The 26,620-nt window shown below is 35.2% G+C and carries 21 protein-coding genes; 18 read left to right on the forward strand and 3 right to left on the reverse strand.

The window, feature by feature from the left end; genetic code table 11:
* The first annotated feature begins 41 nt into the window (after nt 1-41).
* The 7 genes from FND99_RS00630 to FND99_RS00660 all read left to right on the forward strand — a co-directional run bounded on the left by FND99_RS00630 (nt 42) and on the right by FND99_RS00660 (nt 10,287).
* Nucleotides 42-1,187 (forward strand): acyltransferase family protein, encoded by a 1,146-nt coding sequence (locus tag FND99_RS00630; RefSeq protein WP_144336069.1) that lies wholly within the window; start codon nt 42-44, stop codon nt 1,185-1,187.
* Between the two features lie 103 nt (nt 1,188-1,290).
* Nucleotides 1,291-2,928, forward strand: a complete 1,638-nt coding sequence (locus tag FND99_RS00635) for a sodium:solute symporter family transporter (protein WP_144336070.1) — start codon at nt 1,291-1,293, stop codon at nt 2,926-2,928.
* A gap of 47 nt (nt 2,929-2,975) precedes the next feature.
* Complete coding sequence (locus FND99_RS00640; protein ID WP_144336071.1) at nt 2,976-4,526, forward strand: glycoside hydrolase family 28 protein; 1,551 nt, start codon at nt 2,976-2,978, stop codon at nt 4,524-4,526.
* A 67-nt stretch (nt 4,527-4,593) separates the two neighbouring features.
* Nucleotides 4,594-6,030 (forward strand): glycoside hydrolase family 28 protein, encoded by a 1,437-nt coding sequence (locus FND99_RS00645; protein WP_144336072.1) that lies wholly within the window; start codon nt 4,594-4,596, stop codon nt 6,028-6,030.
* A gap of 157 nt (nt 6,031-6,187) precedes the next feature.
* Nucleotides 6,188-8,176 (forward strand): alpha-L-arabinofuranosidase C-terminal domain-containing protein, encoded by a 1,989-nt coding sequence (locus tag FND99_RS00650; protein ID WP_144336073.1) that lies wholly within the window; start codon nt 6,188-6,190, stop codon nt 8,174-8,176.
* Between the two features lie 134 nt (nt 8,177-8,310).
* The gene (locus FND99_RS00655; RefSeq protein ID WP_144336074.1) at nt 8,311-9,495 is read left to right on the forward strand and encodes a serine hydrolase domain-containing protein; all 1,185 of its coding nucleotides are present in this window, start codon (nt 8,311-8,313) and stop codon (nt 9,493-9,495) included.
* Between the two features lie 24 nt (nt 9,496-9,519).
* Nucleotides 9,520-10,287, forward strand: a complete 768-nt coding sequence (locus tag FND99_RS00660) for a methyltransferase domain-containing protein (RefSeq protein ID WP_144336075.1) — start codon at nt 9,520-9,522, stop codon at nt 10,285-10,287.
* A gap of 2 nt (nt 10,288-10,289) precedes the next feature.
* On the opposite strand, the gene FND99_RS00665 is transcribed toward FND99_RS00660, so the two are convergent.
* Nucleotides 10,290-11,012 carry a polysaccharide deacetylase family protein gene (locus FND99_RS00665; RefSeq protein ID WP_162615520.1) on the reverse strand — a complete coding sequence of 241 codons (723 nt, stop codon included), beginning with the start codon at nt 11,010-11,012 and terminating at the stop codon, nt 10,290-10,292.
* Nucleotides 11,013-11,349: 337 nt separating this feature from the next.
* Between FND99_RS00665 and FND99_RS00670 the strand changes: the two genes are divergently transcribed.
* Together FND99_RS00670 and FND99_RS00675 are read left to right on the forward strand one after the other, a co-directional pair.
* Nucleotides 11,350-11,985, forward strand: coding sequence for a hypothetical protein (locus tag FND99_RS00670; RefSeq protein WP_144336077.1), 636 nt, complete (start codon nt 11,350-11,352; stop codon nt 11,983-11,985).
* A 152-nt stretch (nt 11,986-12,137) separates the two neighbouring features.
* On the forward strand, nt 12,138-12,590 hold the full coding sequence (locus FND99_RS00675) for a hypothetical protein (protein WP_144336078.1): 453 nt from the start codon (nt 12,138-12,140) through the stop codon (nt 12,588-12,590).
* 60 nt (nt 12,591-12,650) lie between these two features.
* Here FND99_RS00675 and FND99_RS00680 read toward each other — a convergent pair whose 3' ends face one another.
* Both FND99_RS00680 and FND99_RS00685 read right to left on the reverse strand, forming a co-directional pair.
* The gene (locus tag FND99_RS00680) at nt 12,651-14,267 is read right to left on the reverse strand and encodes a class I SAM-dependent methyltransferase (protein ID WP_144336079.1); all 1,617 of its coding nucleotides are present in this window, start codon (nt 14,265-14,267) and stop codon (nt 12,651-12,653) included.
* Nucleotides 14,268-14,368: 101 nt separating this feature from the next.
* Nucleotides 14,369-15,121: a DUF2490 domain-containing protein gene (locus FND99_RS00685; RefSeq protein WP_246074143.1), complete on the reverse strand. Its 753-nt coding sequence runs from the start codon at nt 15,119-15,121 to the stop codon at nt 14,369-14,371.
* A gap of 310 nt (nt 15,122-15,431) precedes the next feature.
* On the opposite strand from FND99_RS00685, the gene FND99_RS00690 reads away from it, so the two are divergent.
* The 9 genes from FND99_RS00690 to FND99_RS00730 all read left to right on the forward strand — a co-directional run bounded on the left by FND99_RS00690 (nt 15,432) and on the right by FND99_RS00730 (nt 26,565).
* The gene (locus tag FND99_RS00690; protein ID WP_144336081.1) at nt 15,432-16,910 is read left to right on the forward strand and encodes a DUF1254 domain-containing protein; all 1,479 of its coding nucleotides are present in this window, start codon (nt 15,432-15,434) and stop codon (nt 16,908-16,910) included.
* Between the two features lie 122 nt (nt 16,911-17,032).
* Entirely contained in the window at nt 17,033-18,643 is a 1,611-nt protein-coding gene (locus tag FND99_RS00695) for an arylsulfatase (protein ID WP_144336082.1), read from the forward strand.
* A 119-nt stretch (nt 18,644-18,762) separates the two neighbouring features.
* Complete coding sequence (gene pnuC, locus FND99_RS00700) at nt 18,763-19,335, forward strand: nicotinamide riboside transporter PnuC (protein ID WP_144336083.1); 573 nt, start codon at nt 18,763-18,765, stop codon at nt 19,333-19,335.
* Complete coding sequence (locus FND99_RS00705; protein WP_144336084.1) at nt 19,325-20,332, forward strand: AAA family ATPase; 1,008 nt, start codon at nt 19,325-19,327, stop codon at nt 20,330-20,332. The genes pnuC and FND99_RS00705 overlap by 11 nt, the downstream gene beginning before the upstream one ends.
* Nucleotides 20,333-20,347: 15 nt before the next feature.
* A complete protein-coding gene (locus FND99_RS00710) occupies nt 20,348-21,940 on the forward strand; it encodes an AAA family ATPase (protein ID WP_211356611.1) in 1,593 nt (530 codons plus the stop codon).
* Nucleotides 21,928-22,899 carry a hypothetical protein gene (locus FND99_RS00715; protein WP_144336085.1) on the forward strand — a complete coding sequence of 324 codons (972 nt, stop codon included), beginning with the start codon at nt 21,928-21,930 and terminating at the stop codon, nt 22,897-22,899. Before FND99_RS00710 ends, FND99_RS00715 begins: the two co-directional genes overlap by 13 nt.
* Nucleotides 22,892-24,655, forward strand: a complete 1,764-nt coding sequence (locus FND99_RS00720) for a DUF58 domain-containing protein (RefSeq protein WP_144336086.1) — start codon at nt 22,892-22,894, stop codon at nt 24,653-24,655. Before FND99_RS00715 ends, FND99_RS00720 begins: the two co-directional genes overlap by 8 nt.
* Nucleotides 24,648-25,229 (forward strand): hypothetical protein, encoded by a 582-nt coding sequence (locus FND99_RS00725; protein WP_144336087.1) that lies wholly within the window; start codon nt 24,648-24,650, stop codon nt 25,227-25,229. Before FND99_RS00720 ends, FND99_RS00725 begins: the two co-directional genes overlap by 8 nt.
* A complete protein-coding gene (locus tag FND99_RS00730) occupies nt 25,216-26,565 on the forward strand; it encodes an AMP-binding protein (RefSeq protein WP_162615521.1) in 1,350 nt (449 codons plus the stop codon). Before FND99_RS00725 ends, FND99_RS00730 begins: the two co-directional genes overlap by 14 nt.
* Nucleotides 26,566-26,620: the final 55 nt, after the last annotated feature.

The following is a 26,620-nucleotide window of genomic DNA, read 5'->3' on the forward strand; positions in this document are numbered from 1 at the left end:
CTGAATACTGAACACTAAAAAAACTGAATACAGAAAAACAAATGAGTGACAATACCAATAATGGAAGGTTAACTTCTTTAGATGCATTGAGAGGGTTCGTGATGTTTTGGATCATGAGCGGTGAACATATCATTCATGCTTTGGCTAAGGCAGCACCAATTCCTGTTTTTGTATGGATGTCGTCGCAATTGCATCATACAGAGTGGGATGGCATTACATTTTATGATATGATATTTCCAGTGTTTCTTTTTGTTGCTGGGGTTTCGATGCCATTTTCTTTTGAGAAGAAAGTGAAAGCAGCTGGAATAAATGTTCCAATGGAATTGCCATCAAAGGAAAAACAAAAAATATACGTTTCTATGTTAAAACGAACCTGTATTCTATTGGTTCTAGGATTTATAGTCAATGGATTATTGCGATTTGATGGATTCGATCAAACGCGTTTTGCAAGTGTATTGGGACGCATAGGACTGGCTTGGTTTTTTGCAGGCTTGATTTTTTTGAATTTTGATTTAGAAAAGCAAATATATTGGTTTATAGGTATTTTGGTTGGTTATTTTTTAGCAATGAAACTGATACCAGTTCCTGGTTTTGGAGCTGGTATCTTAACCAAAGAAGGTTCTCTAGAAGGTTACATTGATCGACTGTTTTTACCGGGACGATTGCATAGTCAAGTATACGATCCTGAGGGATTATTTTCGACTATACCAGCGATTGGAACAGCTTTACTCGGAATGTTTCTTGGAACTTTTTTAAAAGGAAAGAATGATTTTTCAGCAACTCAAAAAATATTGATGATGATTGCTTCGGCAATTATTTTGATAGTTATAGGGCTTCTGTGGGATTATAGTTTTCCAATTAATAAACATTTGTGGACAAGTTCATTTGTTTGTTTTGTGGGCGGATTTAGTATTTTATTTTTTGCTTTTTTTTACACTATAATTGATGTATTGCATTTTAATAAATGGGCATTTCCTTTAATCGTAATTGGCTCAAATTCGATTTTGATTTATATGGCCTCAGAAGGTTTAGTAGATTTCAAGTTTACAGCAAATTATTTGTTTGGAGGACTTATAAAATTCTCTTCAATAGATTGGCAACCTGTATTTACTACTATTTCAGTCACAGTTGTTCAGCTTGCTTTGCTTTATTTTTTATACAAAAAGAAATGGTTTCTAAAAGTCTAAAATGAACTGAATAAATTTTTAAAGATTAAAAAATTATGATGAATACAGTCTTTTAAAAAAAAGACAAAACTTTACTATACTAACCACAATCAACCACCAAAAGATGAATACATTAACAACTGCAGATTACATCGTTTTCCTCATATACTTTGTAATCGTTACTTCCTACGGCATCTATATTTACAGAAGCAAAAAAAATGCAGCAACAAGCTCAAATGATTATTTTTTAGCCGAAGGATCACTTACATGGTGGGCAATTGGAGCATCGTTAATTGCTTCTAATATTTCTGCAGAACATTTTATAGGCATGAGCGGATCAGGCTTTGCACTTGGTCTAGCAATTTCTTCTTATGAATGGATGTCGGCTGCTACATTAATTATCGTGGCTGTTTTTATTCTGCCCGTGTATCTTAAAAACAAGATATTTACTATGCCACAATTTTTGGCAAAAAGGTACAATGACACCGTAAGTACCATTATGGCGGTAATTTGGTTATTGATATATGTATTTGTAAATCTTACATCGATTATTTATTTAGGAGCTTTGGCCATTTCATCAATTGCACCGTTGAGTTTTGAATTTTGTATTATAGCGTTGAGCCTGTTCTCTGTCATAGTTACTTTAGGCGGAATGAAAGTTATTGGTTATACCGATATGTTTCAAGTTATAGTCTTGATATTAGGCGGTTTGGTGACAACTTATTTGGCTTTGACTTTGCTTTCAGAACAATTTGGTTTTGGCAAGGACATTCTAAAAGGATTGGCAATCATAAAAGACAAAGCGCCAGACCATTTGCAAATGATATTCAATAAATCGAATCCGCATTATGCTGAATTGCCTGGGACTTCGGTAATTATAGGAGGAATGCTAATCAATAATTTGGCATATTGGGGATGTAATCAGTACATTGTGCAAAGAGCATTGGGAGCCGACTTAAAAACGGCTCGTAAAGGAATTTTGTTTGCAGCCTTTTTAAAACTATTAGTTCCAGTTATTGCTGTTTTACCGGGAATTGCAATGTATGTAATGCATCAAAACGGAATGTTTCAGCATGAAATGCTTGATGCAACCGGAGTTTTAAAACCAGATCGTGCGTATCCAACATTAATGAATTTATTGCCTTCTGGATTAAAAGGAATTGCTTTAGCCGCTTTAACAGCAGCAATTGTGGCTTCTTTGGCTGGAAAAGCAAATAGTATTTCGACTATTTTTTCATTAGATATCTACAGAAAATATTTCAACAAAACTGCTTCTGAAAAAAAACTAGTACGTATTGGAAGAATCTGCGTAGTTGTCTGCATGTGTATTGCTGCTTTCGTAGCACCTGCTTTAAAATCATTAGATCAAGCTTATCAATTTATTCAAGAATATGTAGGTTTCTTTTCACCTGGTGTTCTTGCCGTATTTTTATTGGGAATGTTTTGGAAAAAGACTACTGCGACAGCAGGACTTGCCGGCGCATTGCTGACTGTGCCAATCGCTGCAGTTTTGAAATTTTTGCCAACTTTGACAAATGGGTCTTTTCCAGATTATCCATTTTTAGACAGAATGAGCATTACATTTATTGCTATTGTACTGATTATGGGAGCCATCAGTATTTTAAAACCAGAACCAATTTTAGAGCATGAAGCGCATAAAATTGAAGTTGATAAATCGATGTTTGGAGTATCTTCAGAGTTTGTTGTTGGATCATTTATCATTTGTGGAATCTTAATCGCATTGTACACTATTTTCTGGTAAACCTTTTTTGTAAAATTTCGATTTTATAAAAATTAAAAAATATTAAAATGATTAATAAAAGATTTTTAAAGAAAAGTTCTGCCATTTTGCTTTTTCTATTATGCTATAACATTGGAGTTTACGCAAAAGGAAAAGATTATTTGGTTACAGCTTATGGTGCTGTAGCCGATGGAAAAACATTAAATACAACAGCAATTCAAAAAGCAATTGATGTGGCGTTTAAAAATAAAGGTGGTAGAGTTATTTTTTCAAAAGGAAAATTTCTATCTGGAAGTATTGTATTAAAAGATAATGTTGAATTATTTTTTGAAGATGGTGCAGTACTTTTAGGAAGTATAGACCCAAACGATTACCCTAAATATGAAGGAATAAGAGCATTGGTTTTGGCTTATAATTCTAAAAATATTGCGATAACTGGAAAAGGAATTATTGATGGTCAAGGAAGAGAATTGGCATTAGCGGTCGACAGTTTACATCATTTTGGAATAAAAATCGATCCTAATTACAATTATAGAAGAATGCGTCCCTCAGATGGGAGAGGAAAATTAGTTTCTTTCGTAAAATGCGATTCAATAAAGATGACTGACATTACATTGAAAAATAGCTCAGGTTGGGTACAATGCTTTGAACAATCTAAAAATATTGTTGTTGATCGTATAAAAGTCGACAGCAGAGCGTATTGGAATAATGACGGAATCGATATAAACGGTTGCGAAAATGTAAGCGTAACGAATTGTGATGTAAACGCAGCAGACGACGGTATTTGTTTAAAATCAGATTCTCCGGGATTACAAAATAATAACATTTATATCGCAAATTGTACCGTGCGTTCAAGTGCAAGTGCAATTAAGTTTGGAACAGGTTCATATGGAAGCTTTAAAAATGTTACTATTGATAATATTCAGGTTTACGACACTTTCAGATCGGCAATCGCTATTGAATCTGTAGATGGTGCTGAAATTGAGAATGTTAAAGTATCAAACATAACTGCCGTAAATACAGGAAATGCAATTTTAATTCGCTTAGGACATCGAAATGGAGACAAACCGGGTTATATCAAAAATGTATCGATTAAAAATGTGAAAGCTCAAATTCCGTTTGGTCGTCCAGATATTGATTATGATTTGCGCGGACCAGAAGTTGATTATTTTCACAACCCTTTTCCGGCTGTGATTGCTGGAATTCCGGGATATTCTATTGAAAATGTAGTTTTAGAAAATATTGAAATTACGTATCCGGGACGAGCTTCAAAAGGAATGGCTTATTTGCCTTTGACCCGATTAAAAGATGTTCTTGAAAATGAGAAAGGATATCCTGAGTTTACCATGTTTGGAGAATTGCCTTCGTTTGGATTTTACGTTCGTCATATCAACGGAATTGAAATGAAAAATATCAAAGTAGTTCACGAAAAAGAAGATTTTCGTCCTGCATTTGTATTTGATGATGTAAAAGGACTTTCAATGGAAAAGATTGATGTTCCTTCTGATAAAATAAATCAAATTATTTTTAAAGATGTTCCGTCGAGCAAGCTGGATGCAAAGGCATTAAAGCGAAAAATTGAACCTGCGCAAAATACATTTGTATTGCCGGCTCATTAATCTAGATTGCAAGTTGACAGACTTTCGTGAAATATCGAAATTTTAAAAAGTTTTTAATTGGAAAAAAATGATAAAGAAATTTATAACCGCTATAGTTGTTTGTATTTCATTTACTATGAATGCGCAAAAAGTATATGATGTCAAAAAATTTGGAGCCAAAGGAGATGGCAAAACTAATGATGCAGCGGCGATTCAAAAAGCAATAGATGCTTGCAGCGCAACAGGAGGTCAAGTATTAATTCCTGCTCCGTTTACGTTTTTAGCAGGGCCTTTTAATGTAAAATCAAATGTGGATTTGCATATTGAAGGAGGCGCAAAGATTTTAGCAAGTCCAGACGAAAAATTATATACAGAAAGTGCTTTTCGCGAAAATAAAGGTGAAGGCACAGTTTGGATTGGAGGAAAGAATGTTGAGAATTTCACCATTAGCGGAAGCGGAAAAATTGACGGAAACGGAATTTCTTTCATGGGAGAAGAATTGCCAGATTCATATGTTTTGAAACCGTTTAATATTCTTGATCCAAGACCACACGTTTTGACTTTAATTGGAGGAAAAAATATCCGAATTAAAGACGTTCATATAGGAAATTCAGCCTATTGGACTGTTCATCTCGTAGGTTGCAATGATGTTGTTATTAGTGGGATTACTTTGCTGAACAGCTTAAAAGTTAGAAATAGTGACGGTATTGACATTGATCACTCAAAAAATGTTCGCATCAGTGATTGTTATATCGAAAGCGGTGATGATTGCATCTGCCTTAAAAACAGGAGAGAATTTGAGGAATTTGGTGCCTGCGAAAACATTACAGTAACAAATTGCACAATGACCAGCAGCAGTTGTGCGATCAAAATTGGATCTGAAAATATGGATGCAATCCGACAAGTAGTTTTCAATAATTGCATTATCAAAAACAGCAACCGTGGAGTCGGAATTCAAAATAGAGATGAAGGAACGGTGAGTGATGTGATTTTTTCTAATATTATTGTTGAAGGTCGTTTTACTACAGACACTTGGTGGGGAAAAGCAGAACCCATTTATGTAACAGCGTATAGTCGAGCAAGTGGCAATCATAAAGATGCAAACTGGCGTTTTCCTAAAGGAGCAACCGAAGGAAAAGTGGGCGCCATTAGTAATATTTATTTTACCAATATTCAATGTACTGGCGAGAATGGAGTTTATGTGAGCGGTGAAACTAGAGATAAAATAAAAAATATAGTTTTTGAAGGGGTGAATGTTTCGATTGATAAAACATCTAATTTTCCTGGAGGAATTTATGATCGCCGTCCGTCAAAAGTCGATGGTTTTGTTAAAGGAAGTACTTCAGGATTTTATTTTGATACAGCAGAAAATATTAAAGTTCAAAATTGCTTTGTGATTTGGGGAAACAATAAGCCGGATTATTTTAAATATGCAGTTGAAAGTAAAAATGTAACGGTTTTAAAAGTCAATAATTTAGACGGAGAAGCAGCTTTTCCAGATAAATATGAAGCGGTGAAAAAATAATATGATTAACCACAAGTTTTCGGATAGCCAGATAAATAAGAAGCAGTGAAAAAAAACAATAAACAGGGTAGGAAAGGATAGTTGGAATACAGGAAGTTTTTAAATTAGCAAATGAAGCATATTTCGACGCAACACATTTCAACGTAAAAAATAAATAATGAAGAACAACATAATTATAAAAATTATTATTGGCGGTTTGCTATTCAATAGCTTTTGTGGACATGCCCAAAAGACAGTTTTAGAAGTCGATGCCGCTAAAACCATTACCAAAATTAAGCCTACGATGTTCGGTCTGTTTTTTGAAGATATCAATTTTGCTGCTGATGGAGGTTTGTACGCCGAAATGATTAAAAACAGATCTTTTGAGTTTGACAAACCTTTGATGGGATGGGAGCAGCCGAATACAAAAAGATCTTCTTTAAATATGAATTCGGGGGTTGCTACGCCTATTAAAGTGTTGGAAAATAAAAACAATTCTAATTTTTGCCGAATCCTTGTAAACGATCCAAAAGGATATGAAATCATTAATGAAGGTTTTCGCGGAATGGGCGTCAAAAAAGATGCAAAATATAATCTTTCATTAAAAGCAGCCAACCATGAAGGTGGTATCAAAAAAATAATTATTCAGTTCATTGATAAAGACAAAAAGGTTATTGGCGAAACGAATATTATACCAACATCTAATGAATGGAAAAATTATTCGGCACAATTTACAGCAACTCAAACAGAAGTAAAAGCTAAACTAAGAATAACTTTTGAAGGAAGGGGAACTATTGATTTAGATATGATTTCAGTATTTCCAGAAGATACTTGGAAAAATAGAAAAAATGGTCTGAGAAAAGATATTGTACAACTTTTATACGATATGAAACCAGGATTTTTGCGCTTTCCGGGCGGTTGTATTGTTGAAGGAAGAACCTTAGCAGATCGTTATCAATGGAAAAAATCAGTAGGGGAAGTTGAGAATAGAAGAACAATGATTAACCGCTGGAATATGGAATTCAGCCATAAACAAACACCAGATTATTTTCAAAGCTTCGGACTTGGTTTTTATGAATATTTTCAGCTTTCAGAAGACATTGGCGCGACACCTTTGCCTATTTTAAGTTGCGGAATGGCGTGTCAGTATAATTCAGGAGAGTTAGCTTCAATGGAAGAATTAGATCCTTATGTGCAAGATGCGTTAGATTTAATTGAATTTGCAAATGGTTCTGTGAATACAGTTTGGGGAAAATTACGCTCAGATATGGGACATCCTAAACCATTTAACTTAAAGTTTATTGGTGTTGGAAATGAGCAATGGGGACCTGCTTATATTGAAAGGTTTGTAGTTTTTGAAAAAGCCATTAAAGTTAAATATCCAAATATTACGATTGTTTCAGGCAGCGGACCATCGCCAAATGGAGAGTTTTTTGAATTCGGAATGCAGGAACTAAAAAAATTAAATGCAGAATTGATTGATGAGCATTATTATGAAAGTCCAAAATGGTTTAGAGAAAATGCAACCCGTTACGATAAATACGATCGAAAAGGGCCTAAAATATTTGCCGGAGAATATGCAGCACAAAGTGTTTCAGGGGCTAATCCTAATAACAGAAACAATTGGGAATGTGCATTTTCTGAAGCTGCTTTTATGACGGGATTGGAAAGAAATGCCGAAGTAGTGAATATGACTTCATACGCTCCATTAATGGCTCACGAAGAAGCTTGGCAATGGACGCCGGATATGATTTGGTTTAATAATTTAACCGCATTTGGTTCTGCTAATTATTATGTACAGCAATTATTTTCAACAAATAAAGGAACCGATTTATTAGCTATTACAAAAGATGGAAAAGCAGTAACCGGTGAAAACAATTTATATGCATCTGCAGTAAAAGATGTCGATAAGAAAGAAGTAATTATAAAACTGGTAAATACATCAGCAGAAAAGCAAGAAGTTGAAGTTCTTTTGAAAGGCGAAAAATTAGCTTCAAAAGGTTCAATAATAACACTTTCAAGTCCGAATTCGCAAGATGAAAATACCTTTAGTGAACCTAAAAAAATAAGTCCAAAAGAAACAGAATATAAATTGAAAGGCGATAAAGCAATAGTAAATCTTCAGGCTTTTTCTGTAACAGTTTTGAAATTGAAGTTGGTTAATTAAAAGTAATAATAGTTTCAAGTTTTGTAGTGATTTTGTTTTTCTGTATTTTTCTATTAAGTTTATAATCAGATTGTTTTGAATGAATGTTCAAATAAAATGATTAAAAAAGAATGGGAAAATTTAATAGCTAGAAAATGAGAAAACTATTATTGATTGTTTTTTTTGCCACTATTTTAGGAAGCACAGCACAAAATTCTGCTTTAATAAAAAGGCTCGATGGAAGTACAATTTCTGCCGACAGCTTGACCAGAAAAATTGAATTATTAATGAAAAACGGCGATGTTAAAGGCTTAGGCATCGCCGTTTTTAATTCGAAGAAACCAGTTTACCTCAAAACTTTTGGTTACAGCGATGTCGAAAATAAAAAAGAACTGCAAATTACTACCAACATGTACGGCGCATCATTCAGCAAGGCTGTTTTTGCCGTTTTGGTTTTAAAACTTATTGAAGAAGGCGTTTTAGAATTGGATAGACCACTTCAAAGTTATCTTCCAAAACCAATTTATGAATATGAACATAAAGTCTGGCATGAAGATTACAAAGATTTGAAAGACAATCCGCAATACACAAAAATAACAGCCAGAATGTGCCTTGATCATACAACGGGATTCCCAAATTGGCGCTGGTTTGAACCCGATGAAAAACTCCGAATAAAATTTGAACCCGGAACCAGATACAGTTATTCTGGCGAAGGCTTGACGTATCTTCAAGTCGTAATAGAGAAAATTACAGGAAAGCCTTTAGAACAATTAGCTCAAGAAAAAATATTCAAACCGCTTGGCATGACTTCTTCAAGTTACAAATGGCAGCCACAATTTGAAAAAGATTACGCTTACGGCTACGATCCTGCGGGAAAGAGACAGGAAAAAGACAAAGACAATGCACCAAGAGGAGCTGGAACACTAGAAACTACGGTTGAAGATTACAGCAAGTTTATTGCTGCGATTTTGAATAAAAAGATTCTGAAACTAAAATCATATAAAGAAATGTTCAGTCCACAGATTCGTATTCGGTCCAAAAATCAATTTGGACCCGGAGCTTTAGAAGACGGAAACTGGAACGATGGAATCGAACTTTCGTACGGCTTAGGCTGGGGAGTATTAAAATCACCCTACGGAATTGCCGCTTTTAAAGAAGGACAGGGCTCTGGTTTTCAAAATTACAGTATAGTTTATCCAGACAAAGGCACGGCAATGTTGATAATGTCAAACAGCCATAATGCAGGAAGTATTATTAAATATTTGTTAGAAATTGGAATTGCAGATGTGTACACGCCGTGGGAGTGGGATCAATATATTCCGTATGATGTTAAAAACTAATCTTAATCATTAAACAGAAACACTATGCCTTGGAATCCTGAAGTATATAATAAATTTAAAGACATACGATTTAAGCCATTCGTTGATTTGATGGAATTTATAAAACCAATTAAATCTGGAAATGCTATTGATTTGGGCTGTGGAACAGGGGAGCAGTCTATTTTTTTAGCCGAAAAATTGAAGAAAGTAAATATTTTAGGCGTTGATTCTTCGGAAGAAATGCTGGAGAAATCAAAAGCTTTTGAAAGCAGTAATCTTCATTTTGAAAAAGCATCGATTGAAGAGATTGCCGGTTCTAATAAAAAATGGGATTTGGTTTTTAGCAATGCCGCATTGCAATGGTCGGACAATCATGATGTTTTATTTCCGAAATTGATTCATTCGCTAAATTCTGGTGGACAATTTGCTGTTCAAATGCCGGTTCAGAATCAAAATAAGCTCAACAAACTTTTGTATGAAACTGCAGATCAAGAACCTTTTAAAAGCTATTTGAAAGGCTGGAACAGAGATTCTCCAGTTTTGAACATGGATCAATATGCGCAAATCATGTTTGATGGCAATCTTGAAGGCATCCAAATTATGACAAAAGTATATCCCATAATAGCACAAGATCATGATGCGCTTTACGATTTTATTTCGGGTTCGGCATTGATTCCTTATATGGAGCTTTTGCAAGAAGATCAAAAGCAGTTTTTTGCCAATGAATTTAAAGAAAAAATAGCAGCCAATTTTGCGAAATTGCCTGCTATTTATGCTTTTAAAAGGATTTTTCTGTATGGTGTTAAAGCTTAAAATTATAATTTAGCCAACTCATCCATAGTGTAAAATTTGAGACCCTTGTTTTTGGCATATTTACAAAGATCTTCTAAAGCAGAAAGCGGGGTTTCTAGCTTTTCGTCGGCGTTTGAAACGGTTTTATGTCCATAAAAAATCACTATTTTGTTATGTGCTTTTGCATAATCCATTAGACTTTTATAGTAAGGAATATTAAACTGTTTGTAGTCGTCGTCAATTCCCAAGCCATATACGACTCTGCTGTCATCATAGTAGCAAAATTGTGATTCTGGCCTAATTTCCTCATAAGTTGTACCTCTTATGATGTCAAAATGTTTGAGTAATTCGGTATCCAATGCCGCATCTCGCGCGCCGTCAGGATAAGCAAAAGTATGTATATCGAATCCATCTTTTTTCATAGCAGCTTTCAAAGGCAAAATATCATCATTAATGTATTTTTCGATGCCAAATTCCTTTGAATATTTTAGCGCATTTAGATGATTATAACCGTGACCGGCAATTTCATGTCCTCGGTCTTGTAAATAATGAAGTTTCGATTTTTTTTCTTTATCCAAACTGGCATACCAGCAAACAAAAAAAGTTCCTTTCCAGTTGTAAGGATGCAATAATTGATCAGCTTCATACCAATCATCGATATAATCATCATCAAAAGTAAAAAGGACTCCGGGTGGATATGATTTTTTTAGTGGTTTTGGTGCAGAAGATTTTTCTTCTGAATACATTTTAAAGAATAAAACAAAAACGGCAATAGCTATACAAAGAGTTAGTGCTATTTTTTTAGAAAATAAGTGCTTCATAAAAAGGAAGTTCGATTAGTTTTTAACTGTAATTTGCTGTTTTTTTTCCTCTTCATCTTCTTTTGTTTGGTGCGATATAAAGGTAATTTTTAAAAGTTAAATTTATAAGTTTTCAATTTTCTTTTTTAAGAAATGAACAAATTTTTTATAATTCTTAATAAATTTTTAAAAGTAAATTAGACAGTGAATTGTTTTTTTTTAGTTTTGTAAACTCAATACTATTTTCAAAGATTTATTGGGTACAAATATAAAATCCTAAGGCATGAAATCGTATACGTCAATATTTTTATTTTTAGTGTTTGTCTGTTCAAATTCTTATGCGCAGCTTAGTTCAGATAAAATATTCGAAAGTTTTAAGCAAGGAGAACGCACAAACTGCTCATCTATTGCTTTTATTAAAGCTTCTTTAAATATTTATGGTCTAGACAACCTTTTTGTGACCGAAAAAATTGATGACAATCTGCAGAAAATAACATTAAAAAACAACGAATCTTTTAATCTGAATAATGAAGAAATTAGCAAAGCAAAAATCTCTGCCGATTTTGTTTGCATTAAAGACAATTGCGAAAACGAAAAAATCATTGAATACGCAATATTGACTTATGCTGTAATGGCAAAATACAAGCAGATTATTGATAAAGAAGATACATTTGATAAAGCGTTGGAAGATTTAGAAAGCGGTGAAGTTTATACACCAACGATTTACAAATATTTAGGTTTTCAAAAAGGCAAGCAAATCGAGAAATTAAAACGAGAATCTGGAAGTGAATTTTGCGGAGTTGTAGCATGGTCAACGGCGCATGCAGTATTTGTTTGCGAAGATTATATGGATTATTACGGCAACAAAAAAAGCATCTGGATAAAATACCCAGGCCGTTTTAGAATCATTAAATCGTAATCATTCAATTGATCATTTTGAGTAAAATGTAATATTTTACTTACATAAAAAATAAAAAGAAAAAAATATTGCAAAAAAGAAATTAATACAGTTGCAATTTAAGTTAAATTATATATTTTTGTTTCCATCCAACTAACCAAATCTACTAACAAATGAAGAGCAAGATTTTCTTACTAAGTTTCCTTTGCTTCATGGCAACTGTAGCTGTATCAGCACAGGCTAAAAATGCTCCAAGAAGTATTATCAGTACAACAGCGTTAATCCGTAAATACCACGATCAAAAAGAATTGAGCGGTATGCAAAAAGGAGAGCTTTTAGAATTGTACATCGAGCGTATTAAAGTATTAGTAAAAACATTGCCTTACATTGCTTTGGTTACAAAACCAGGAGTTACGATGGCAGATTTAGGTATTCCAGACGATAGTGAGCATAAAAAAGTATTAGATGCTCAAGCAGAAGGCACAACTACATTCTTAGATACTACAGTAGATTTCCAAAGAAAAATGATGCCTTACTCTGATAAAGGAAACCTTATTGCAGCAATTTTATTCTACGAAAGCACATTAAAATCTTTACACGAGTTCAATGACTTAAACGAAATGTAAGATTTAAAAAACACAATAAAAGAAACTCCAAAGTCATTTGATTTTGGAGTTTTTTGTTTGTTATAGCCCTAGAGCGTTGCCTTTCAGTAAATTAATGCTGACAGTCGCAGTATCGGCATCTGGAAATCTTCTAAAAAAGGATTTGTTTGGAAATAATCCGGCTTCGGCAGCAATTTTATTGAAAACATCAATTTCGACAATATATTGATCTGAAAAACCATGCGTTGCATCATAAGCAGTTGCGGGCGTTTTTCCGATGTTGCTAGCCGTTAGTTTTGGATTTATCGTATGCAGTTCAATCAACAGAAGACCAAATTTACGCACATAAGGCGACCATTTCTGCAAATGTTCTAATAGATTATCTTCCACTAAATTATTGCTGATTCTTCTTCCTCTAAAGACAAATGCGCCAGTAGAACTACTGATTCGGTTTATATCGATATGTTTTGGTTCTTCCCAAATTCGGTTGTGGTCTAAAAAAGTTCGAACGTTCAGCAAATCTCTGAGATCAATATTATAATTTTCTTTTAAGTCTTCAGAAAGCAGATCAGGACGACCAATATCGCCCCAAATTACTTTTGCCCAAATATCAGCTTTAATAAGATTAGCTCGAGTTACTTTCAAAGCCGCTTGATTATAATCGGCTCCAACTAAAAACAATGGATATTTATCGAGCATTTTGCCTCTTAAAGTTTGTCTGTCTATCACTTCAAAAATATGCTGCAGAAACGCGCCATTTCCACAGCCCATGTCTAATATTCCTTTTGGCTGTTCTTCAATTGGGAGATTAAAAAGCTTGACGATAATCTCATCTACAATTTTAAAATAGGTATCGTGAGCGCCGCCACTTCCCCAAACATTCATTTCGCGATCAACATGAATTTCGTTTTCGCTCTCATGGCTCCACAGAATATTTGGATTGCCAAAAATGAGTTCTTCAACTTTCGCAAATGTGGGCAAATAAGATACTGTAACGCCATAAGCGCTGGCTCTTTTAGCAAAAAACAATCCGATTTCTGTAAATTGATAATTCCCTTTTTTTTCTGTAAACCAACCAAGATGGACAAAAAAGTCTAATATTTTTTTGAAATTTTCAGGTGATTTATGAAACTCTTCTGGCTTAAAAGAGGTTTCCATGAAATATTTATGAAACATTCCCTTCATTGCTAAACGGACAATTGTGGGTCCAATTAAATAACCTTCAATATGTTTTAAAATCTGTTCTTGAATGGAATTTCGTAGAACATCATCAGAGGGTTGGATTCCGTAATTATTCTTGTATTTTTCAAAAATCAAATCGAGTTTTTCAAAAGGCGCATCTTCAAAAAGACGTGGATGAAAATGAGCGGAAAACTGAAGCAAATCGACAACATCCTCATAAAGATAAAAGAGTGAAAAGGCGATCTCGGTTTTTTCATTCACAGAAATCGTAATGATTTGTACATCATTATCAACTTCATAATCTAAAAATCCCTGTGATGCTAGAATCCTTAAACCCACATTCAAATAACCTTCATTTGCTTTAAAAACCACTATAAGTTCTGTAAGCTGTGTTTGCTTTTTCTTCAGAATAAACTCCAAAACAGCTTTGTTTTTCAATGCAATTGCGACGGGAGCAACCGCCAGTCCGTCGAGATGTCTGAATATGGAGCTTCGGAGTTGTGATGTATCGGTCATAGTAAAAGAATGAAGTTCGTTAAAAACTGTTTTTTAACTTGGGGCACTTTTGCTTTAAAGCTTTTATTATTTCTTTGTTTTTTTGACAGAAAGCCGTTTTGTTAATCTGCTCCGCCATCAACGCTGTCAAAAGTTTCTCTTTCTTTTGGACGAATACTGTATTTTACTGAAAACACGGGACCGTAATAAACATCAAATTGGGTTCCGTTGGTACGAAGCTGCATCTGACCAATTATACCGGCCAAGAAGTGGATATTCGGCGTAATTCCGGCACTATAATACGCTGACATTCTGAAAATATCAAAATGTTCTTCCGCATAATCTTTAGAAGCAAATTTCAGCATCAGCTCAGCATAATAACCAATATTTGGTGCTCGTGACAAAGGCTTTCCGTTTCCGTCTAAATAATGGTTAACACCAAATCTTGCACGCAGTCTGGGAACCGTTTGATGAGTTCCATTTCTGTCATCAAAAAACTTAGTTTCAAAACGCACTTGCTCAAAAATAGTTCCTTTGGGCATTTCCTGCGAAAAAGTTCCCATAACAATCAATCTTTGCTCAAGGGTTTCATAATTTCCGGCTTCTTCAACAGCATACTTTTGATTGTGCGCATAACCCAACCATAATTTTACGCTCTTAAAACCCGAATATTTCAGCCAAGGCCTAACAACCACGCGCTGCGTAAAAGCAAAAGGATTACTAGTTTCATAAGAGCCTTGCGTTACTAGTTGAAAATCGGCTTGACCGCTCAAATGCCATTTATCATACAAAGGAAATTCGACATCTCCTTCTGCAATAGATGCCGGAATAAAACCGATTGAATAGGGAGCATCCTGAGCATGTATAAATTGCAAGGTTAATATACTTAAAAATAGAAAAAATCTTTTTTTGTTTAGAGGCATATAATTTCAGATTAAAATGATTATTGTTATAATAAAAAATGAAGATTTACTTTGAAAATCAGACACATAAAGCAATTATTTATAAATTGTTAGGTGTAAAGATTTAGAGACTAATTTCGTTAATTTCTGCTATAATTAGATTTAAAACTTCGTTTCATATTATAACATGAAACAAAATTGAAGTGCATGGTGGCGTTTAAATTTATTCGGGGGTAATAACTTTGATATTCGTTTGAAATTTAACCATCTAAAACCACTTTGTATGAAAAAACTAGTTTATCTCTTTTTTCTGCTTACTGCTTTAGTAGGCTGTAAAAAAGAAACAGAAGGCACGAAAAATACTAATAGTGAGACTTCTTCGACGTCAGACTATGAATTTGTTGGAGGTTACCCTACAGAAGCAACAATCAAAAAAGCTTATGATGATGCCGACTTAACCCGCGCAATTCAAGCGTATAAGTTTTTCTATCCAACGGTTTCAGGAGAAGGATTGGTTAAAGGCAATGATAGCATAAAAATTGTTCCAAATAAATCATTCGGGACTTTAGATACTAAACCGGGACAAATTGGATTTACATTAAATTCGGACACACCTTACGGACCAATTCCGATAGATTTATCGACAGGTCCAATGATTATTGATATTCCAAAAGGCCCACTTATTGTGGTTGCAATGGATGTAAATCAGCGTTGGGTTGCTGACATGGGAATTCCGGGACCTGATGCCGGAAATGGAGGAAAACATCTTCTTCTTCCGCCAAATTATAAAGGTTCAGTGCCTGCTTCGGGTTATCATGTTTGGAAATCTTCTTCCAACAATTTAACAGTCGGCATACGTTCGCTTCCTGTGGCTGGTGACGTTAAAGCGGCGATGGAACGAATTAAAACCGTAAAAGTATATCCGTTAAATAAGCCAGCTGACTGGCTAGAACCAACTTGGCTGGAACTTACAGATAAACCGCAAAATACAACTCCGGTGGCTTGGGAAACCAATATAAAATATTGGGAAAGTCTAAACGATGTAATTCAGAGAGAACCGGCGTATGAAGGATATCGAAATTATTATGGAGAACTCGCTGTTTTAGGTATTAAAAAAGGACAACCATTTAAACCTGATGAAAGATTAAAAGCAATCCTTGAAAAAGCAGCTAAAATAGCCAATGCTCAAATGCGAGTTCAATCGTTTGCTGACCGCCGTCCGGACCGCGTTGTTTGGAAAGATCGTCAGTGGGAATGGGTAGGATTACGATTTGAAGATGGCGATTTCAATACGCCAAATTATGTTGATTTGGATGCGCGCGAAACATGGTTTTATCAGGCGATTGGCGCATCTCCTTCAATGTTTAGAAGAAAAGAAGGAGGGGGATCTTTGTACTGGCTCGGACTTAAAGACAATACAGGCAAGTATGTTGATGGAGGTAAAACGTATAAATTAACAATACCTACGCCAGTTCCTGCAAAGCTTTTTTGGTCCATTACCATTTATGATGCGCAAACTAGAAGTCAGGTTATTACTGATCAAAATAAAGCAGCACTTCGTTCTTTGTTTGAATTAAAAGATAAAATAGGAGGGCAGAGTGTAGACTTATATTTTGGGCCAAAAGCACCAGAAGGAAAAGAAGGACAGTGGATCAAAACTGTGTCTAACAGAGGATGGTTCGCTTACATTCGTATTTATGGTCCAGAAGCTGGCGCATTTAACGGAAGCTGGAAACCAGGAGATTTTGAAGAAGTTAATTAGTAACTCAAACTTAAAATTTAATCTTCAATGGACATCATTTGTAAAATGCAAAATATAAGTTTTGCGACGATTAATTTTTTAAACAAAATAAATTATAGTACTAATAATTAAATTTTAAAGCAATGAAGAAAAATACCTTACAATTAGTTTTTGCATGCTTGCTCTGTTTGGCGTTTGCCAGCTTTGTCAATGCACAGACAAAGAAAAAGCCAAACATCATAATGGTTATTTCTGATGATACTGGCTGGGGAGATTTAGGTGTGTACGGAGGAGGAGAAGGAAGAGGAATGCCGACACCAAATTTAGATAAAATGGCTAAAGAAGGAATGCAGTTTTGGAATTTCTACGGTCAGCCGAGTTGTACGCCTGGTAGAGCAGCAATGATTACAGGACGTATTCCTAACCGAAGCGGTATGACAACAGTAGCGTTTCAAGGTCAAGGAGGCGGACTTCCAGCACCAGAATGGACATTAGCCTCTGTATTAAAGAAAGCCAATTACAAAACGTATTTTTCAGGAAAATGGCACTTAGGTGAAGCAGATTATGCGATGCCGACAGCACATGGTTTTGATATTATGCAAAATGTAGTTTTGTATCACTTAAATGCTTATACGTATGCTTTTCCGTCATGGAATCCTGATATGACTCCAGAAATGCTTGCTTTCTTTAAAAAAGTAACAACAGGAATTCTTGAAGGTGAAGCAGGAGGAAAAGTTCGTGAAATATCTAAGGTAACTGAAGATAATATTGCAGAATTAGATATGATGATGACCGAAAATGTATTGAAGCAATTAGATACCTATGCAAAAGCCAAAGATCCGTTTTTTATGTGTGTGAATTTTGCTAAAAACCACCAGCCAAATTTACCTTCAAAACAATTTAAAGGAAAATCTCCAGGGGCAAGTAAATATGCAGACTGCGTTATGGAGATGGATTACAATGTTGGACGCGTAATGGATGAAATTAAAAAACTTGGAATTGCGGATAACACAATTGTAATTTACACAGTTGACAATGGCGCTTGGCAAGACGTTCATCCAGATGCAGGTTATACGCCATTTAGAGGTTCTAAAGGAACCGACAGAGAGGGAGGAAGCCGTGTGCCAGCAATCGCTTGGTGGCCAAGACAAATTGAAGCAGGAAGCCAAAATCACGACATTGTTGGCGGACTTGATTTAATGGCAACTTTTGCAGGTCTTGCTGGTGTTGAATTGCCTAAAAACGACCGAGAAGGTAAACCAATGGTTTTTGACAGTTATGATATGGCAAATGTTTTGTTCAAAAAAGGAAAACCGCTTCGTGACGCTTGGTACTACTTTACAGAATCAGAATTGTCTCCGGGTGCAGTTCGCGTGAGCCATTTTAAAGCAGTTTATAATACTAGAGGTGATAATGGAGCACAAGCGGGAAGCGATGCGCCAGGACAACAGCTTGGATGGAGAGGCGATGAGACTTATGTAGCGACAGTTCCTGCAATTTATGATTTGTGGCAGGATCCTCAAGAACGTTATGACTTGTTCATGAATAGCTTTACAGAAAAAACATGGACTCTTCCTATTTTCAATAAAGCAATTCAGGATTTGATGAAGACATATGTTCAATATCCGCCAAGACCATTGCAAGGAGAAGTTTATTTGGGTAATGAAACCATATCAAGGTTCAGAACTATTCAGGAAGCACAAAAAATGCTGGAATCAAAGGGTATGAAATTACCTGAGGATGTGAAATATTAGTAAAAAAGGATTGATTTACAAAAGGGCGAAACGTAATTTTCGCCCTTTTTTTTGTTGCCTCAAAAAATACAATTTATCCTCAAAAAGTTCAAATCAATATTATATCTTTATCGACAAGTATGGATAAATTTATAGAGATTTTTGGCGCAATTTTCGGCTTTTTGGCCGTTTATTTTACAATCAGACAAAACATTTGGTGTTGGTTTTTTGGTTTAATTCAGGTGATGTTGTATTGCTTTGTCTTTTATACCTCAAAATTATATTCTGATATGATTTTGCATATTATTTACATATTTCTTCAGGTATTTGGTTGGTACAGTTGGAAATACGGCGGTGCTAATCAGAGTACATTACAAATAACCCTCTTGACCAGAAAAATATTTTGGATTGGCTTGACGGTTGTTGGATCAATACTAGTGGGCTATTTTATGGACACAAGAACTGATGCGGCTTGCCCTTACATCGATGCTTTTATAATGGTTGCGAGCTTGGTTGCTCAATATTTAATGATTATAAAAGTGTTGGAATCTTGGTTCTTTTGGATCATAGTCGATGTTGTAGCAATTGGCATCTATAGCTATAAAGAGTTGTATTTCACTTCAGTATTATATGTGCTTTTTTTGATCATGGCAATAGTTGGTTACTTGGAATGGAAAAAAGCATACAATCAAGAATTTATTTATGAGCGTTAAACCCACACTCGGACTCACATTAGGAAAATTTGCGCCCTTTCATAAAGGCCACCAATTGTTAATAGAAACTGCTATGAACGAAGTGGACGAAGTGATCGTTTTGGTTTATGATGATCCGATTATTAATATTCCTTTATCCGTGCGAGCGGGCTGGATCCGAGAAATTTATCCAAAAATTACTGTTATAGAAGGTACAAATTCACCAAACGATAGCGGTTATACAGCCGAGATAATGAAAATTCAGGAAAATTATGTTCTGAAAATTCTGGATGGCCGTGTAGTTTCTCATTTTTATTCCAGCGAACCTTACGGCGAACACATGAGTATTGCCTTAAAAGCATTGAACAGACAGGTTGATATTAGCCGACATCAGATTCCAATATCGGCGACGAAAATCAGAAATGATTCTTTTAAAAATAAAGAGTTTTTACATCCAAAAGTGTATAAAGATTTGATTACGAAAGTGGTTTTGCTTGGTGCGCCATCAACAGGAAAAACGACTTTGGCAGAAAAACTAGCGATTCATTTTGACACACAATGGATGCCGGAATACGGAAGAGAATATTGGGAGAAGCACCAAGTCAATAAAAGGCTGACTTTAGAAGATCTTTTGAAAATTGCTGAAGGTCATATTGAAAGAGAAGATGCTCTTGTGTTAAAGTCAAACCAAATTTTATTCTCTGATACCAATGCCATTACGACGTATTTGTTTTCATTAGATTATCATGGAAAAGCGCTGCCAGCTTTGGAAAATTTAGCCAAAACAGCCGAAAACAGACACGATATTATTTTTGTTTGTGATACCGATATTCCTTACGACGATACTTGGGACCGATCTGGCGATGTGAAAAGAAAAGAATTTCAAGAAAGAATAATTGACGATTTAAACGCAAGAAATCTTAAATATCATATGCTTCGAGGCACTATTGAAGAAAGAATTGAACAAGTGTCAAAAGTATTATTTGCTAAAGAAAATGATAAATTTAATCTAACATAGAAACCAAATATAACCATGTCTGACTTAATAAATAAAACCATGGGATTTTTCAAGAAAGTCCCAGAATCGCCTACAAATCCTCAAGAAACTCATAAAACAACTAAATTTCAGATTGAAGATCTTTACTCAAGCGATACAGATCAAAATGACTTGAAAGATGCTGTGACATTGGATGAAAAATTGCGTCAAGCGTATTTTTGGATCACAAATACAGCCGTTATTAGTCCGTATTATGATATCGAATTCAATGATGGCGACCCTAAAAAGTTTTTATTTGGAGACAGCAAAGTGCCCGTTTACTTGCCAACAGATCAAAGTTATTCGAGTTTTGTTTTGATGCCTTTACTGAATCTCGCATCATTAGGAAAATGTCTTATTGTTGGTGGCCCAGGCCGCGGAAAAACAGCAACTTCCGTATTGATGGGATTGTTGGCGGGTTATGAGAAAAAGGATGTAATGCGTGCCATTCAGCACGGTCAGCCACAAATGACGATTTCAGATTTGTTGGGTCATCCATTGCCTTCAGACATGGTAAAAGCTGAGAAAACTTCAGACATCAGAATTGCTTGGCGAAAATGGCTCGGAATGCGAGTGAAAATCATTGATGAATACAACCGAATTCCAACCAGAACTCAGTCGGCTTTATTAACCGTTTTAGCAGATAATTACGCTGAAATCTTCGATCAGATTTATGAATGTCCGGAAGGCGCATGGTATTTGACTGCCAATGATGATGCGGGTGGGGGTACATACCAAGTGATTGAAGCCTTAAAAGACAGAATCGATATTGTCATTAGAGCGATGCATTTTAACACCAGATTTATTGACGATTTATTGCAGCGTATCGAACTCAACTTTAAACCTGAATCGATAATTCCGGAAGAAATTATTTTTACTGAAGAGGAGCTAAATACAATAAACAAACAAATTAGAGGTATAAAAATCGAACCCGAATTGCGCAAACGCATCGAGTTTTTTTGCCGTCAGTTTGAGTTTTTTGAACCTGCATCGAACCGATTGGAGTATATGACAAAAGACACGGCAAAATTGTCGGGAATTGATATGCGTTCACTTTTCAGAAAAGAGACAGGAAAAGATCCAGTCAAAGATTTAGGTTCGCAGGCAAAAAACGGTTTATCAGTTAGAAAAATAATGACTTTACTGATGTTCTCTAAGGCGATGGCTTATTTTAGAGGCAATAAAAGAGTAGAATTAGAAGACGTGAGACAAGTTTTGCCATTTGTTTTACACGATAGTTTAACACCGCATTTAGAATCTCCATTTTTCGATCAAACTGGGAACGAAGTGTATCGAGTTGACCGAATTGTGTGGCTTCGCGAATTGTTTGATTTGTCTTGTGATGAATATGTGAGCCAAGATTTAGACCGAAATGATCCGGTAGATAATTTTGAAGCCGAATTTAAAAAAGGACTCGAAAACATCTCTTCAAAAGAAATTGACAACCGACTTTTAAATATCGAAAAGCAGCTTCAGCTATGGTCGCAGGAGAAAAAACTTTATGGCTACAGAGCAGATGATATTTTGAAATTGAAATATTTGCATCAACGTTATACTAACTACAAAAGATGGTTGCAATGGAAAAAATAACTTTTGAGCCACTCATTGCAGCATTAAGCGATCATAGTGCATTGTACAATCAATGGTACAATGAAAGTGAAATAAAATTTGGCAGTTTGGATGCGCACGTTATCGCCAATTGGATGGTCGAAGTCATTGAACCGATCGTTAAAGCCGTTGTTGCCGAAAATACGGCTCCAGAAAAAATTCATGAAGTTGTAAAAGCACTTTACTTGGAATCATTGAAACTAATTGGAAGTGGTATGGCAATTCGGTATAAAGACGAATATAAAGAAGCTTGGTTATTATTGTCCAAAATACCAAATCTTGCTTTAAAATTTCCACTAAAAACCATTTCATTGCTCCATGATGTACTTTTGAATCTTGAAGTTTATGCTCCAGATAAAACTTTGCAATGGTGCAAACTTGTTGAAGTTAGCAGCGCTGAGATCAAAACAATTGAAGATTTTAAAATAGTTGGACGTATTTATGCGTGGAAATGTGGTTTGGCGCATTTAAGAGTTCGTTTGAAAGCAGATTTTGAAACGCTTTCCGAAAATCTGCAGCAAACAATTATAAAAGCCATCGGTAATCCTGTAAAATCAAATCAGTTATTTGAAAATCCATGGGCAAATAATAGTACTAAATTTGAAGGCGTTCAAGGTGGTTTCAAAGGAATGACTGGTTTTTTTGAAGAACCGCCAGTACTAGCACAAATTGGAGAATATATATTTGCAACCGATTCAAATAGTAGTTATGCATTATTTGCAGATCAATTTGGCAAGGTCTTAATTCCTGCTAATACTGTTGATACAGTAGATATTACGTCAAATTCTAAGCGAATTACAAACGTAGAAAAATGGCTCGGAAAAGAAGCCAATGAAATCGATACAACGGCAATTTCATCTGTTGTTGCAACACAAGATACGTTGGTTTTTACTTTGCAGAATTCCTATTTTATATATTTATACAGCCTTGGAAATGAATAATCAAGCCAAAATAGAAGAAACGCTCGCACTATGGAAATCACATTGGCAACAGGCAAAGTTGGAGTGGAATCCTATGTTGCGTTTGCAAGAACCTATTTGGTGTTTATCAAACGAAGACGCTTATAAAGAAGGACTTACAGGCAGTTTTGCAATGATTCGGTTAACCGATCATCGCATCGTGATTAATTTAGAAGAAATTGTAGAACGCAATATTATTGATTATCCACTTGAAGTGCTGGCGCATGAAATTGGACATCATATTTTTACGCCTGCCAATTTATATGACAATGCAGTTTTGTTAAACAGAATTCGTTTTGGTTTGCCCGGAATTGAAGATCGGGCGCCAATGGTTGCTAATTTATACGCTGATTTTTTAATAAATGATAAATTACAGCGCATCAATAAATTAAGAATGTCAGAGGTTTATCAAGCGATTAATTCAGAAGATAGTTTTTCTGAGTTTTGGACGTTGATGATGCGAACTTACGAATACTTATGGCGATTGAATAGGGGAGAATTGGCAACAAAATCATCTCTTCATAGCAAAAAAATAGATTCTGATGCTTCGTTATTAGCCTCTTTGATAAGAAGTTATTCTAAAAATTGGATTCATGGCGGTGGCCGTTTTGCTGTAATGGTATATCCTTATTTGATGGATGACAAAAAATTTCAAGATGCACGCAAAAAGATTTTAGTGCTATTGGACGCCGAAGATGCTGGAAAAGGAGCAATGGATATTTCTGGTATGACCAAACTCGATTTAGAAGGTTATGACGAAATTATTGATATGCGAAAAGAAGCTATTGATTCGAAAGAAGAAAATGGCGATAAAAGTAAAAAGGAAAGTTTAGGTTTTGAAAAGAATGATTTTGGCGGACACGGACCAAGAGAAGGCTATATGGGGCCGGGAAATTACATTGATTTGATGCAGCAAGCTAATCCAAATGCTGATGAACAACGTTTGATCAATACTTATTACAAAGAAATTGCTTTGCCGTATTTAATTGATTTTCCGGTAGAAATTTCTGAAAATGTATCTTTCGATTTACCGGAAGGACTAGAAACTTGGGATATTGGCGATGCTATCGAAGAAGTCGATTGGCTTCAATCTGCCATTTTATCGCCAGAACTTATTCCGGGATTAACGACTCAAAAGAGAACGTTTGGTTCAGATTCAGATAATTCTATTTCGAAAAAACCGCTAAATGTTTACCTCGGTATCGATTGTTCAGGTTCGATGGGAAATCCAAGACACAACTTTTCATGGCCAATTTTGGCAGCCACAATTATAGGATTATCTGCTTTGCGTGCAGGAGCCTCTGTTATGGGATGTCTTTCTGGCGAGCCTGGAAGTTATTTGGAAACAGATGGTTTTATTACAGATGAAACCGATTTGCTGACTACCTTGACTTCCTATTTAGGAACTGGTTACGCCTACGGAATTGAACGATTGCGAAAGCCTTTCGAAACAAAACCAGATAAAAAGTCACATATTGTCATTGTTACAGATAATGATATTTTCAGCATGTTGGCCGCTGATACAGGAACAAAACAATCCAATTGGGAACTAGCTGAAATTGCATTAAAAAATGCTGGCGGACACGGAACAATGGTCTTGCATTCTCCACCTGATTATAATAAGGATTTGGTACTTAGGTTGGTAAAAATGGGATGGAATGTTTACTATGTTACAAACGAGGCCGAACTTTTGAAGTTTGCGGCAGAATTTTCACAACAAAATTATGCTTATGTCTAAATATGATGTTTTTGAACTGGTTGCGCATTTAAGGAAATGCCCAGATTCTTATTTAAAACCTTCTGATTTTTTTGCCGAAGACGGGCTAAATTCCCTTGCTTTGATTGCTGATACATACAGGATTATAAGTAATAATTTTTTGAAAAAGGATTTTAAAAATCCAACAAATTTCGACTTAAAACTAATTGACGATAATCATTGGCGCGCCATTCATATTTCGACTTGGCTGTTATGCCATACTGATTTTAAAAATAATCCTCAAATAGAAAACAAATTGCAAAAATTTTGGTTTGAGGAACTGCTTACGACAACAGTTTACGTAAAATACAATGATTGGATTTCTGACGACGAACGTGCCGAGGAAATGGTGCGATTGCTTTTATATTGCTGTGAAGTCATGCCTTTCGGCGAAAGCCATAACGAAGCCGCCGATAAATTAGCATCAATAAACAGCGCAGAAAGATATAAAGTTTTAAAAGAATCCTACGAAGCGCACGAACGAATAATGAACATTAAAAGAGAAATGGCTGAAAAAGCAGCACGTGAAGCCGCAAATGTGTATGGACGCGAATAATGGCCCACAAATAGCATTGACCGACAAGGAACGTTTTCCTTTGCTTGATGATTTAAGTTTTTTAAATGAACTTAGACAAGATGCTTTTGCGCCAAAATTTAATTTTAAAAGTGGTGACCGGTTAAATGCAGAACAGCTTTTAAGAGTTAACTCGTATAAAAATAAATATTACGATAAAAAAGTATTTTGGAACGAAGGGCAAGTTCCAACTTGGTTAGAAACTTACTTTAAATGGTGTATTCAAACAGTGCCTTTTTATCAGAATAAAGGAAATGACTTCGATTCTTTTTTAACGATTTCTCGCGAAGATATTCGGAAATTTCCTTATTTGTTTGTTTCGAATGAGGCTAATTTAAAGGAACTTTTGGTTTATCATACTTCTGGTTCAACTGGCTCAAAATTAGACGTACTTTTTGATTCGGTTTCGCAGGCAAGTTGGTTGCCACAAATAGAATCGGTTCTTGCGGAGTTTAATATTTCTATAACCAAAAGCAATAAATCAGCCGCAATTGCTTTGATTTGTGCGCAGGAAAAAACGTTGACATACGCTTCATTATCAACATATTTAGAGGGCGCTGGAGTTTTAAAAATAAATTTGAATCCAACTGAGTGGAACCATCCTGACGATGCTAAAAAATACCTCGAAAAATACAATCCAGAAATATTGACAGGCGACCCAATTGCATTTTTGGCTTTGTTAGATCTAAAACCGCAATTAGCTCCAAAAGCACTTGTATCTTCAGCAATGAAGTTGACAAAAGGCGCGAAAAACAAATTGGAAGCGTATTTTAAATGCCCTGTTATTGATCTTTATTCAATGACAGAATGCAGAAATATTGCTTATGCGACTGAAAACGGACATAAAGTAATTCGTCCCGATTTGTACTTGGAAATTTTTGATGAACATACAGATGTCAAACTTCCTTATGGCGAAAGAGGCGAACTCGTTGTGACCGGAGGAAGCAATCCGTTTATTCCTTTAATTCGGTATCGAACGGGTGATTTTTGCAGTTTGAAAATTGAAGATGGTGTTCCGTTTTTGGTTGATTTAGAAGCTCGAAATCCAATAGTTTTTGTGACAAAATCAGATTTGAAAATTAATAATATTGATATTTCGAATCGTTTGTCTGAGTTTCCGTTGGCTGGTTTCAAAATGCATCAAAGAAAAGATAAATCAATTGAGTTTGTTGGCTATTCGAATGAAATCACATCGAAAGAAATTGTCGATGCATTGAGTGTAATTTTTAAAAACGACATTGAAATTGAGGCAGAAATTCAAAAGATAGGTCAAGATAATTCGGTAGAAAAAACGAAGTATTCTTCAGATTTTATTTAGATATTTTTTATCTCTTTTCCAACCTTTTCAAAGTTTAAAGCATCTATAGTTATAG

Source organism: Flavobacterium daemonense (assembly GCF_007341385.1).
Lineage (GTDB): Bacteria > Bacteroidota > Bacteroidia > Flavobacteriales > Flavobacteriaceae > Flavobacterium > Flavobacterium daemonense.